This is a genomic window from Candidatus Avoscillospira sp. LCP25S3_F1 (genome assembly GCF_052117125.1).
In the GTDB taxonomy this organism is placed as follows: domain Bacteria; phylum Bacillota; class Clostridia; order Oscillospirales; family Oscillospiraceae; genus Avoscillospira_A.
Genome location: NZ_JBQKJT010000002.1, coordinates 1 through 12,782 on the forward strand (window position 1 = coordinate 1; position 12,782 = coordinate 12,782).

The 12,782-nt window shown below is 49.3% G+C and carries 8 protein-coding genes; 4 read left to right on the plus strand and 4 right to left on the minus strand.

All coding sequences use genetic code 11. From position 1 onward, the window contains the following. Positions 1 to 122: 122 nt before the first annotated feature. The 4 genes from ACTQ33_RS01805 to ACTQ33_RS01820 all read right to left on the minus strand — a co-directional run bounded on the left by ACTQ33_RS01805 (position 123) and on the right by ACTQ33_RS01820 (position 5,974). Entirely contained in the window at positions 123 to 1,910 is a 1,788-nt protein-coding gene (locus tag ACTQ33_RS01805) for a sigma-70 family RNA polymerase sigma factor (RefSeq protein WP_441461626.1), read from the minus strand. 193 nt (positions 1,911 to 2,103) lie between these two features. Then, positions 2,104 to 3,594: an S-layer homology domain-containing protein gene (locus tag ACTQ33_RS01810; RefSeq protein ID WP_441461628.1), complete on the minus strand. Its 1,491-nt coding sequence runs from the start codon at positions 3,592 to 3,594 to the stop codon at positions 2,104 to 2,106. A 139-nt stretch (positions 3,595 to 3,733) separates the two neighbouring features. Continuing rightward, positions 3,734 to 4,843 (minus strand): S-layer homology domain-containing protein, encoded by a 1,110-nt coding sequence (locus tag ACTQ33_RS01815; RefSeq protein ID WP_441461630.1) that lies wholly within the window; start codon positions 4,841 to 4,843, stop codon positions 3,734 to 3,736. A 213-nt stretch (positions 4,844 to 5,056) separates the two neighbouring features. Then, the gene (locus ACTQ33_RS01820) at positions 5,057 to 5,974 is read right to left on the minus strand and encodes a hypothetical protein (protein WP_441461632.1); all 918 of its coding nucleotides are present in this window, start codon (positions 5,972 to 5,974) and stop codon (positions 5,057 to 5,059) included. Between the two features lie 181 nt (positions 5,975 to 6,155). Here ACTQ33_RS01820 and ACTQ33_RS01825 point away from each other — a divergent pair, with 181 nt between their 5' ends. From ACTQ33_RS01825 to ACTQ33_RS01840, 4 genes are all read left to right on the plus strand, one after another. Beyond that, positions 6,156 to 7,400, plus strand: a complete 1,245-nt coding sequence (locus ACTQ33_RS01825; RefSeq protein WP_441461634.1) for a YARHG domain-containing protein — start codon at positions 6,156 to 6,158, stop codon at positions 7,398 to 7,400. Between the two features lie 19 nt (positions 7,401 to 7,419). Then, positions 7,420 to 9,021: a serine hydrolase gene (locus ACTQ33_RS01830; protein WP_441461636.1), complete on the plus strand. Its 1,602-nt coding sequence runs from the start codon at positions 7,420 to 7,422 to the stop codon at positions 9,019 to 9,021. A gap of 87 nt (positions 9,022 to 9,108) precedes the next feature. Beyond that, on the plus strand, positions 9,109 to 10,377 hold the full coding sequence (locus ACTQ33_RS01835) for an N-acetylmuramoyl-L-alanine amidase (protein WP_441461638.1): 1,269 nt from the start codon (positions 9,109 to 9,111) through the stop codon (positions 10,375 to 10,377). 36 nt (positions 10,378 to 10,413) lie between these two features. Further along, positions 10,414 to 12,501, plus strand: a complete 2,088-nt coding sequence (locus ACTQ33_RS01840; RefSeq protein WP_441462031.1) for a VWA domain-containing protein — start codon at positions 10,414 to 10,416, stop codon at positions 12,499 to 12,501. The last annotated feature ends 281 nt before the right edge of the window (positions 12,502 to 12,782 follow it).

A 12,782-nucleotide genomic window follows, 5' to 3' on the forward strand; every position in this document is an offset into this window, starting at 1 on the left:
CTGGCGGCTTGAAGTTGTGCGCTCTCGCGAAGAAATGCGCCGGGAAGCCTATGGTTTCCTGCCTGATGGGTGATTCGACAGCGCTTGCCTCAGCAATTGTGCGGTGCTGCCCTAAATTTTTCTCAGGATATCTCGTTCAGTATTTCTTTTTGTAAGGCATCTGCTCTGGACCACTCTCCTACCTCCAGCGGCAGCTCTGACGGGACAATGAAGTTTGGTGGAAGATACGAAATATTGCAGAGTTCCAGGCTGGGGCAATCCAGCAGAGGTGTCAAGTCTATCCGTTCCATGACAGTACCCGGAGCAGGATACAGTCTCAACAGACGCAACTCCGGCAACTGGGCCAGCAAGCTCAGATCCGTCTGGGTATCAATATGAATATCCAACGATTCCAGCGACGGCAAGCAGGACAGCATCTCCGGTGATTTTGTAATGTCATAGGTATCATACGAATTTAATGTCCGCAAATTCGGCAAAACAGCGTCAGAATATAAGGTAATTGTATTTAATTCCAAGTTATTGTCAAAAGACAGCGAGTACAGATTGGTCAGCTGGGATATGTCCAAAGTATGATCTCCTGTAAAGCTAAAGTACAGAGAATGGAGTGTAACTTTGGATTCCAAGGGTGTCAGATCGGTTTCTGGTGAAATATCGACCGAGCATTGTTGCAGCTCTGGAAAGCTATCCAAAAAAGACAAGTCTACTATGGCTGTATCCAGCCCCATGATTGAGTTGGTATTAAAGCTGAGCACTGACATATCATCGGGTAAGGTTTGCAACAGCGCACCGCCATCAGACATCTGATAGTGCAGATTTCTCAGATTGGAAAAAAGCGCCAAATCCTCCAAGCTAGACAGTGACTGGCTTCCTTCCGGTGCTGCGCCATCCTCGCTCCATTCCAGAGAAATTCCATTATCCACCAAAAAAAGGGAATAGAATTTTTCCAAATCATCCGTATGCAATGCGCCGGTGGGTTTATCCAGCAGCAAACGGACATTGTGCTCCATGGCTGGGTCCGCAAAGTCCAACGCCGGTTCGTGCAGTATAGCGGCGGCGCCGCCACCGATGACTACGGCGCCGGCGGTAATTCCGGCGGCCAGTTTGACTTTGATCGCCGTTGCCGCCGTAGTTTTAGCCGTTGCTGCAGCCGTCGTACCTCCGGCAGCTCCCTGCCCGCCAGCCGCCGTGGCCGCTGCGCCGGTGGCGGCGGCAGCCGTAGACAGCCCCAACTCCGTACCGACCTTCTGCCAAAGTTCTGAGAAAACCGATGGAGCCGGCAGTTCTTCTGCCGTACAGCGGAACAGCAGCCCGAGCGGCAGGAAGGTATGGAACCGCACATGGTCCCGCTCCTCAATGGTCACAATTTCTTCTTTCAGCTTCTTACGGGCATAGTTCAATCTGCTTTTGACCGTTCCAGTGGAACAATCCTGGATTTCCGCGATTTGCTCCACAGTACAGCCGGAAAAATAGAACAACAAGACACATTCCCGCTGCTGCTCCGGCAGGCGCTCCACCAAGTCCAGCATCAGCCGTCTGGTATCTGCCTGTTCTGTTGCCACATGGGGCAGAATGGCTTCATCGGGATCCGGCAGGGATTCAAAATACGGTGTCCCGCTGTCATCCTCTTGGTTGGTCAGGACATATTTTCCCTCTTTGTGATATAGGCGATGGCATTGATGCGCGGCAATCTGGTACAGCCAACTCATCAATGCCTCAGGATGTTGCAGCTTCTGGATATTCTGCATAGCAGACAGATATGTTTCCTGCACCACATCCATCGCTTGCTCACGATTTTTCGTCAGACGAAGCGCCAAGGCAAAAACACGCGGACTTGTTTGCTGGTACAGCTCCCCCATGGCATCCACATCGCCATTTTGAGCCTGGACAACGAGCGTTTCTATCTCTTTCATGCTATCATTCCATTTTTATAGATTTTCTGACGCGGATCAGCAATTCCCCGACGTAGTTTTTTCGTTTACTGTCTCCGCAATCAGAAGTTTACCGTATAATGTAAATCAATTATATCGGCCCACCTAAAAATGTCAAGTGATAGCAACCGCAGCTATGCTGAGCGCCGCCCTCAATTTCCCTGTCGGCCTCTGTTTATACACTCATAGCACGATACAGGAATGTGATAATCTGCGCCCTGCTGCATATCTGTTCCGGTTCAAACCGGTCAGCACCAGTACCCACAGAAATACCAGACTCAGCCGCCCACGCTACCGCATCACAATAGGGAGCCTCCTCTACTACATCGCGAAATACACACGCTGTTGTAGGCATAGGAGCGCCAGACCATTTCCATAAATACAGCATTGTGGTGCTGCGTGTACACGGTGTATCTGGTTGGAACGTTGTATCGGTAAGTATACCTTGCTCATACGCCCAGACAACCGCGTTGTAATAATAGTCGGTGTTCTTGATGTTTGCAAAGGGATTTTCCGTTGCCGGTACGGGAGAACCGCTGGCTCGCCAGAGGAAGGTCAGAATCTGTGCCTGTGTGCAGTCGGCATTGGGGGAAAACAAATTGGCCGACGTACCCGCAGCAATATTCTGGTCTACCGCCCATTGTACCGGTTCACAAAAATAGGTGGAAATCGCCACATCTGCAAAGGGCGGCTTTTCCAATTCTATATCGGTATAGGCATATACATCATCATAGAGTGGCCAATCATTGATATATACACCGCTGAAAACCGTTTCCCCTGTCTTCATTCCGACACGCGCATTACCGTTATCCAGAAAACGTGCGGAGTCATATTCTATTGGAATGACAATCTGGTTGTTGCTGTCTACGATGCCATACCGTTGACGCTCCGAGCACATTTGCGAAACAATAAAGTATCCATTTTGATAGTCTTCAATAGAATAATAAGCGAACGGCAAAATTTGTTGACTTTTTTCCGTAATGACACCCCATTGGTTATTGTCGTTCCGTACACCATACAGGTTTTGATCTAGCGTATAAATTGATCTGTATTTGCACGGGAAGATCATACCGACCCCGTATCGATATAGCCCAAGCCGGGATACGTTATTGCTGTCGTAGGTCGTGAGCCAATAGTCATTAGGGTATTCCTCCCCACGGGGCTCAATTTCCTGAAAGACATTCGGTATCAGCAGGTTGAGATTGGAATCATACAACTGCAGCTTACTGCCAACACCGAACTCCCATGGTCCGATTGCAAAAAGTCCGCGCGCTTGGTCCACCAGTTCAATGCTGCTTTCTGAAAAGCCATAGAGAATGTTGCCCTGCAGATCCATTATAGCGTACTCAGATACAGGCCCATTGTAGGTCTGACGACCAAAACGACTGACAATCAACTTGCCTGCAGCGTATTGAATCGACTCGTAGACAGGTGCAAGAATTGACTTTCCCTGTGCATCCCGCAATCCATATTTCGGGTCCAGAATATATGTGCCTTCATTGAATAGAATCAGTCCGGTTTCCGGCTTGCCATACTCTTCCCAATCGGAGAGATAGCCATCTCCGATGTCTGCCATAGACAGTGCATATGCATCCATAGCCGCAGCAGAACACAGGAGCAGTGTCAATGTGATTACTAAAAAAAGCGTGCCAAACTTTTTTCTCATTTCACTTATCCTCTCATTCTCAATGTAATTTCCGTCAAAACGATACGTTCAAGCCTCGGTCAATAACCGGATTAAGTCACGTTATCGACCGTGGCTCAGACAGTGGCATATCGCCGCTGCCAATACTACACGCTGTCCATTACTTCCACAGACAGTAAATTACATCGGAACGGGGACAAGTTTCTGTAGCCGAAAACTTCAAACCATCCGTCACTCCATGCTCAGCCGCCCAACGAATCGCCGCCTCGGACCAATCGCTGCCCGACGCCGCTCCACCATCCGCACGGCAAAGCATGGCAAGAATCTGCTCATATGTCAGGATTCCCTCTGTACTGAATCGACCATTGCCAACACCACCGACAATGCCCTGTTCCGCCGCCCACAGAACTGCCTTGTAGTAGTACGCTGTTTCATCGGTTACATCCGAAAAGGGGCTCACACTGGACAAGGGTTCCGGAGAACCGGCGGCCCGCCACAAGAAAGTCGCTGCCTGGGCGCGTGTGACTGGCGACGACGGAGAAAATTTTGCAGCGCTGGTACCATTGGCGATTCCGTTTTCCACTGCCCAGACGACGGCATCATAGTAATACGCGCTGGTGGATACATCAGAGAAGATACCGGAAGAGGGCTCTGTATATCGGTAGGCGTTATACTGGTACTTTGTATAATGCTTAGTAGAGGTGTCGGTTACGGCAGGGTCTACATAAAAGGTGTAAAGCAGATAGATGGAATCCGTTCCGGCATCCGGCATGGAAAAGGTCACAGACTCTCCCGCAGACAGCAGACCGTCAGTTTCCATGGCGGCGCCGAGAAGATAGTAGCCTCTTGGGACAGTACGCCACTGTCCGCTGGAGGACAGAACATATGTGTCTTTATCAATGTCCATAAAGTATCCGCCGGGAATACTCTCTGTCTGTCCTTCCTGGTTTACCAGAGAAGATTGCGGATGAAAAACTTCACAGTAAACATATACAGAGTTGGCGTCATTCGGGTTTGTATTGGTCACGGTAATCTGCTGACCTTCCTCCATCGCATAGTGGAAGGTATCCTCAAAATAGAACGACTCACCGAGATAGTCCGCAGTACCCCAGCTAAGCAGATACTTGTCTTCCAGGGGTATCTTGGGTGCGTCGTGCTCTATACTGAAGCAATCAGAAAAAACTGTTTGCTCCGCAGCATGTACCGGTGTGATGCCTGCCAGAGCCACGCAGGCCAGCAGCGTACATAAAATTCTTCTGTTCTTTTTCATTTAGACTCTCTCCTTTTCAGATTTCACCAACGGAGACGGCCGCAAATACTGACTTTTTGAAGGAACGGCATTCATAAGAAGCTCGCCTTCCAGATTTTTGGTGTTGGCCGGTCTCCGTTGGGGTGAGCACTTTGGCTCACATTGGTAAGAGTCATTGAGAGACAGTTTGGTTTTATGACGTTGCGTTATTTTAAAATTTTTTTGTGCAGATGTTTACCACACCAGATCGTAGACCGCTTCCTCAATAAATTCTGCAAGAATGTTGGTATCCTGCATATCGTACTCTTCCATCATATCATCCCACTGATCAGTCAGATCATCCACCACTTCCTCCAAGGAATATCCATTAAATTCTACGGAAACAATGCTGTGTTTGATGCGTTGGAAAGAAAACGTAAACTGCGCCGAAAGCATGGCCAGAAGCAGAATCGCCGAAAGGACCATGGTGAGGCCGGAAAACGTCTGCCGGTAAACTTCATTGTGCAAAAACAGCACCATAACAATCCAGAGAATCAGTGCCAGCCCAATCACAAGCAGAGCGGCAACTGTCCAGCCAAACAAAACGAAGATGCAGGCCAGCAGGAACAGCGCTGTCGGGTACGGCGTACTGTAGCAAACGGCCAAGGCCACAGAAGCAAACGAATCCGTGCCGCGGGAAAGCTTGATCAGCAGGAAAAGGACCAGGATTGTAAGCAGCAGCGCACAAATGCCAATCAGAACGCCATCGCCAAACTGCAATACGGGTGAAATGTCCATTGCAATGTTGTTTCCGGCTCGTTTCAGCATCGTATCGACAGGATCAAAGATGGTGTACATTTGAACGCTGAGGAGCAATCCGTTGACAAAGCAGAAGAGTACCGCCCAAACAATCGCAAGTTTACTGTTGCGGGCGGCTGTAAATTGCCGAACCGTTTGAGCTGGATCACGAAAATACGACTTCAGGAAATTCGTAAAGTCAGAGATCAGCGAAGGCGCAGCGGCTTGCATTGGAGCCGATGTAGCTGTAGTCGGCTCGGGTGATGGCGGAGTTTGGTTTTGTACCGTGTCAGCAGTGTAGGCATTTGCCTGCGTGCAGGGGCAAGGTACGCCATCAGTAAGTGGGCGGCCACAGTTTGTACAAAAATTAGCCATAATTGACATCCTTTCTCTTTCTATTTGATTCAGGAAAATTATATCATTGAAAGAAAAAATTGTAAACATTCATTTCAATAAAGCGTTAGGATATATTTACAGATGATGGTGGAATTTGTTATAATCAGTGCAGAATACTGGCAGAATGCTCGGAAAATTTTTAGAGAGGAAGAGAGTCATAATGAACAACTTTTGCAGAAAATGTGGTGCAAAACTCAACGGCGGAGAAAAATTCTGTGGAATGTGCGGCGCAAAATGTATTGAGGAGTCTGTGCAGCCGCCAGCAGCAGCGGCCACGCCTCCTACTCCCCCAACGCCGTCTGCTCCCCCCACACCGTCTGCACCGCCCACACCGCCTGCGATGGCCACTCCGATGCCGGCTATCAAACGCAGCCGCAAACCGCTTATACTGATCGGTATTGCAGCAGTTTGTGTTGTAGCATTCTTACTGTTTGGAAAGCTCTATTATTTTCCATATATGATGCCGGAATCCGTTCTCACATCTCAATGGGCGTGTGACTGGGTTATTGAGCAAATCCAGCAGGACACCAGTCTGGAAGAACAATTCACCGTCACTGCGACAGTGCAGACGCCCGCCGCAGCGCCGAAACAGGATGGGCTGCAGCTGGAGTACGAAAATGTGCAGTGCGACTATCAGTTCACTGTGAACGGACAAACAGTTACCCTGTCCACAAAAGCTAATTTCACAACCGGCATTTTCCCGGGGAACATCAAAAAAATTGAATTTCAAGAATTTGAATATCCGGACGATTTTCTGATGGAGCAGCAAGAAGAATCTGGCGCGGATTCTTCAGATCCCGCGCAAACTGCACCGGCAGATCCAGAGCCTGCCGTGCCAGAGCAGACGGAACCAGCTGACCAAACGGATTTTACTGCCTATACGCCCCTGCCCGAATACCACTACGGAGTGTGGTACAGTGAAGAAGGCTATCCCTACAGTTTAGATGAGGACTGTTTTTTGGTTACTGCCGAAGGAGATGGTATTACAACAGATTTGAAAGCCGAATTTGTGCGGCGTGGGTCCGAAGAGGTTCACACGCTGTGGATTCCAGTGAATATGCCTGATTTGATTCATATTGACGGTCAGGTCTTTACACGAGAAGAACCCCAGGATAACTATATTCTGCCGGAAAGCAACCAGCGCTATCTGACAGAGGCGGATTTGGAGTCTCTAACCCATGAGGAATGCTGTCTGGCCAGAAATGAAATCTATGCCCGCCATGGCAGAATATTTACCACCGAAGAGATTGCCAGCTATTTTGAAGAAAAGGACTGGTATCAGGGAACCATTGAACCCCAGGTTTTTGACCGAAATACCAGTATCTATTTCAACGACTATGAATTGAAAAATGTCCAGCTGCTCCAGCAATATGAAAAGGAGAAGTTTGGCGGTTCCTACTATTGAAACAGGATATGAGGTTGCTATGAGAAAAGGAATTGGCGTATTCAGCAGTATTCTGCTCTTATGCTGTTTGTTGACAGGCTGTCGTCCGTCTGAGCCGGAGATTGTGGAGGCAGGCTCTCGCGTACCGGAGCTGCCTCTGCTGGAGCCAGAGGCGTTGGAAACGGGACCGGTATCCCAGCCAGCGGAAGAAACCGGAGCGCCGTCAGAGCCACAGGAGCCGGCGGCTATGCCGGAACCAGAAAAGCTCCTCATTGCCATAGATGCCGGCCATCAGGCTAAGGGAGACTACAGCACGGAGCCCATCGGTCCCGGTGCTTCTGAGCAAAAGGCCAAGGTCAGCAGCGGCACACAGGGTCGGTTTACCGGGCTGGCAGAGTATGAGCTCAATCTGACTGTTGCTACCCTGCTGCGTGAAGAATTGGAAGATCGCGGCTATGAAGTGCTGATGATCCGGGAGTCCAACGACGTTTCCATTTCCAATATGGAGCGGGCAGCCATGGCCAATGAGGCTGGAGCAGATGCATTTATCCGTATTCATGCCAATGGCTCAGAAGACCCATCTGTGAATGGTATTATGACGCTGTGTATGACGCCGGACAATCCGTATAACAGTGTATTGTATCCACAAAGCCGCGCCCTGGCTGACGCATTGCTGGATGGCATGGTAGCGGCCACCGGCGCCAATCGGCAATCGGTGTGGGAAACGGATACCATGAGCGGAATCAATCATGCGCAAGTTCCGGTTTCCATTGTAGAAATGGGATACATGACCAATGAGACAGAAGACCACAATCTGGCCACTGCTGCATATCAGCAAAAATTGGCGGAGGGCATGGCCAACGGCCTTGATCAATTTTTTGCTGGGCAAGAGGACAGCAATGCGCCTGTTCAGACGGACAGCGCACTGCAGCAGGCGTTGGATACCGCGTTGGAGGGGCTGTCCAGCCGATGGGATGTTTATGTGGAAGATCTGACCACCGGTGAGATTGCCTCTGCCGCGCATCAGCTGCCGGCAGACGGTAAGATGGTATCGGCCAGCCTCATAAAACTGTTTATTATGGGCGCCGTTTATGAGCAGGTAGAGGCCGGGACGCTGACCGAATCCCAGGTGGATGCCGATGTCCATTCCATGATTACCATTAGCGACAACAGCGCTTCTAACCGTCTGACAAAGCTCCTGGGCGGCGGCGATGCGGTAAAAGGTATGGATGCCGTCAATGCGTTTGCAAAGTCGTTGGGCTGTACGCATACGGAACTCAACCGCTTGATGTTGGAAGATAATGGATTGCAGAACTACGTTTCTGCCGCTGATTGTGCAGCCATACTGAAGGCAATCTATACCGGAACGTGTGTCAATGCGGAGTATTCGTCCATCATGCTGGAGCATTTGAAGGGGCAGCAGGTCAATAACCGTATCCCGGCTGGTATTCCCAATGGAACGGAAGTGGCTCACAAGACTGGTGATCTGTCCGGGCTCAGCTGCGGTGATGTGGGTATTGTGCTAGGGCCGAAAACAGACTACATTATCTGCGTAATCTGCAACGATCCCTATACGGATAGCGGTGCAGCCGCTAAAATCGTGGAGATATCGCAGCAGGTTTATGGGGTACTACAGTCGTAAATTTGCAATGTTTTTTTAGATACAGAGGGATACCTTTCGATGTATTGAGTCATAGAAAGGCACGCAACATAGAGAGAGTGAATCGTGATGAAACATAAAATCGGCTGCGTCGTTGTACTGGGGATTGGGGCAGCCAGTCTGTTGGGAGCCATTGCCTTCCTGATGCCGCTACGTCCTATAGCAGATAAAGTTTCTTCGGATAGCAACGCTGAACGTACAGAACAACGACTGCCGTTACAAGCATTACAGCAAGAAGAATCCCAACGACTTTGTATAGACCAAACACCGGTACAGGTGGCAGATCTGTCCTTTTCCCGGACCAGCCGTCAATCCATAGAGCTTACCTGGAGTGACAGCTGGGATGAAGTAGTCCAGGAGTACCAGCTAAAAAAACGAGCAGTTGGAGACACACAAAGTTCATGGATTGCAGTAGGCACATGTTCCTCTGACGGACTTTCGGATGGTACATCCTATCGGCTAATGGACATATTGGAAACCTCCGAACCGGTACAATTTGAATACCGCGTCGATATTACAGTTGCTAATTCCGACCGGTACCGCGCCATGGAAGGTGTATCTATTCCGGCCAGTAATGTGATGGTCTGCATTGACCCCGGCCATTTTGATGATGGTAGCCAGCTACTGACACCGGAGGCCGATGGATATGGCGAAGGGCTATTTGTTTTACAAATTGCCCTGGCATTGCGAGAATGCCTGCGAACGGAATACGGCATCGACTCCTATCTGACGCGAGAAACTGATTCCATTACCCTCGATGGGTACACAAATTGGGAATTGGACAGTGGCTTTATCAGCTTGCGCGGCGCATACAGTGCCCAAAAGGACAGTGACTTATTTCTCTCTCTCCATACAAATGCTAATGAGAACGATGCCAATGGTTATCCTACCTGGGCGCAACCCACATCCATTACCAAGCCGCTCCTGATTGTCAATACCGTGGCTGCCGAATCTGAGCAGGCGATTGCCATTGCCAACGCCATCGGAGCACAGCTTGCCCAAGCCAATCTGGCGTGCGGTATTGCGGATCGTCTAGCCTTTTCGCCCGGTACCCTGGGGGCGCTGCAAGCCTGGTCCACCTCGCTCAATGACAGCGTCGAATTGTCTGGCACAGTAGTGTACCGGCTCAATCAGGAAGGAGCGGATTACTACGGCGTGTTGCGTGGCGCCGCAGGAGTACAAGTAAGCGGCATCATCATTGAGCACGGCTTCCATACAGTGGATGTCATGCGTCAAAAAGCGGTGGATGGTACGCTTGCCAGTCAATGGGCCAAAGCCGATGCCTCCGGTGTCGCTCAGGGACTGGGGTTTCAGGCGCTAAAAGAGCGAACCAATTAACCGAATCCAAAAGAAAGACAGAAAGCAGGGATAATGATGTATTGTGGTGTATGCGGCGCTGTTGTGGAAGACAACGCAAAATTTTGTGGGAATTGTGGTGCTCCCGTCATTCCTTTAGAATCTGAAAATCCGACCAATACCGTAGAATCTTCTATTCCAATATGTGAAGACCCCCTCATACAGGAACCAGCAGTTCCTGCCCGTCCACACCTCTCCAAAAAAGCCCTGGGTGTGCGGATGGCAATTTGTACTGCTTTGGTGGCTCTAGTAGCTGTTGGTGGTTGGTTCTATCTGCGCATGCAGAACAACCAACTGAATCAGGAGTGGAATATGCGGACGGAATCTATTGCGCAAAGTGACATTGCAATTTGTAATGCCCAAGCCGATCAGTTGGAGGAAGCATGGCAGGCACTTTCTTTCTTTGATCTGGAGAAAAAGAGAACGCTGTTGGCACAGATGACCGAGACGGATACAGATGCTCAAAGTTGCCGCACTCAACTGGATCAGCTGGACAGCCAGTACAAGACGCTGGCCGCTGAATTGGAGCAGTGCTATAAAACCAGTTCTTATGGGACATTGGAACAGCAACTGGAGACTCTTTCCAACGCCGTCGAAGTCCAGCAGGACCCCGACAAAGCCCAGACGATACTTAACCAGGCAAAAGCGGGATTGGCAGCGCTACAGAATGAGAACCGGGACTATGTGGGTAGTCGGTTGCAGCAGTATCAGGCCATCAACATGGCTCAGGCTGACATCCAAGATAAAGCTGAATATGATACTTGGATGGCCACTTTGCAGCAAATAGCTTCGGATGGATCTTATGATCAGCTAGAAGACGCGCTATCCATGCTGGATAATATTACGGCCCCCTATGTGGATCCGGCTCAAATTCTGCAGTTGCTAGTGCAGCAAGTGGATGCCACAGATTACCCCAATGTCAAACTCTATTTACAGATTGAAGACCCGCTCACCGGACAGGTTCCAGATTCTCTGGAAGATAACTTCTTCTATGTCCGAAAGCAGGACGCAAACCGCAACTATATTTCCCAGCAAATTCTCAACGTTTCCCAGCTCAATGAGTTGGAAGCCCTGAACATTGACATGGTCGCCGATGTCAGCGGCAGCATGAGTGGCGCACCGCTGCAAGAGGCGAAAGACATTATGACCAGTTTTATTCACAGTGTCCAATTTTCAGCGGGAGATTTGGTAGAACTAACCACTTTCAGCGATGGTGTCTATTTGGAACAGGAATTTACTGACGATGCACAGCTGTTAAGCAGTCAGGTCCATGGTCTGACCACAGGCGATATGACCAGCTTATATGACGCACTATACACCGCTGTAACCCGTGTAGCTGCACGCCCTGGAGCCAAGTGTGTAATTGCCTTTACCGATGGTCTGGATAACTACAGTAGCTGCTCAGCCAATGATGTCATTGCTATAGCTCAGCGATACCAAGTCCCCATTTTCATCATTGGCATCGGCGGAAATGATTATAGTTCAGTGCAGAGTATCGCCAATCAGACAGGTGGTTCCTACTATCAGGTGGACCATGTAGATTCCATGGAGGCCATCTATGAGGATGTATACCGTCAGCAGAAGGAACTTTACATGTTAGAGTTCCAAGATGGCAGCGGTGCAGCCGTCACTGATGCTTCTGAGCTGCTGGTTGGCTACAATTCCAGTCAGTACGGTGGTAAAGTCGAATACAGCTATACCCCTAATGTGTTGGTCAATGTGCAGGGCCCCTCCCTATTTTCTGATGGTCCTGAGGCCGTCGTAGAAGCATATATGAAAGCCTTTGATGACGCAGTTACAGAAAATAATTTTAGTCATATTCAGCCCTATCTGCTGTCGGGCAGCGCCATTTATACCATGCAGCAGAAGTTTGTCCAGCAGAAAATTGAAGAACTGTTGGACTCCTATGAAATCGTGTCGGTAGACTATACAAACAACGACCAGTGTATCGTTACCACCCGTGAAACATACTATGTACAAACAGCCAATACGCCGCTGCATCTGTTGACTCAGCAATGTAAATATATTGTAGTCCGTCAAAATGGTCAGTGGTTTCTAAAGGATTTTGCAGAGCATGTCCAGGTACTTTCTAAAATAAACCAATAATCCCAGATATATTTTGCAGATTGAGTAAAGCAGCTATTTAGAATACTGCAGTTTTCCCCTGATGCCCTGAGCCCCTTCGAGAAATTTTCATATGTTCTTGGAATACTTCTCGAAGGGTGCTCAGGGTATCACTGCATAATTTGACAAGACTACCGACCAAGTCATTTAGATTCAAATAAAAGTTCAAAAATATCAAGAAAGCTGGATATATTTTATGATTTTCCGACTGCATATTTGGAATAATATGGCCAGTCAGACCCGCAGGCACAATGGTGCGTATT

Coding starts and splice junctions, on each gene's coding strand:
- ACTQ33_RS01805 (WP_441461626.1), bottom strand. CDS start 1,910: ATGAAAGAGATAGAAACGCTCGTTGTCCAGGCTCAAAATGGCGATGTG.
- ACTQ33_RS01810 (WP_441461628.1), bottom strand. CDS start 3,594: ATGAGAAAAAAGTTTGGCACGCTTTTTTTAGTAATCACATTGACACTG.
- ACTQ33_RS01815 (WP_441461630.1), bottom strand. CDS start 4,843: ATGAAAAAGAACAGAAGAATTTTATGTACGCTGCTGGCCTGCGTGGCT.
- ACTQ33_RS01820 (WP_441461632.1), bottom strand. CDS start 5,974: ATGGCTAATTTTTGTACAAACTGTGGCCGCCCACTTACTGATGGCGTA.
- ACTQ33_RS01825 (WP_441461634.1), top strand. CDS start 6,156: ATGAACAACTTTTGCAGAAAATGTGGTGCAAAACTCAACGGCGGAGAA.
- ACTQ33_RS01830 (WP_441461636.1), top strand. CDS start 7,420: ATGAGAAAAGGAATTGGCGTATTCAGCAGTATTCTGCTCTTATGCTGT.
- ACTQ33_RS01835 (WP_441461638.1), top strand. CDS start 9,109: ATGAAACATAAAATCGGCTGCGTCGTTGTACTGGGGATTGGGGCAGCC.
- ACTQ33_RS01840 (WP_441462031.1), top strand. CDS start 10,414: ATGTATTGTGGTGTATGCGGCGCTGTTGTGGAAGACAACGCAAAATTT.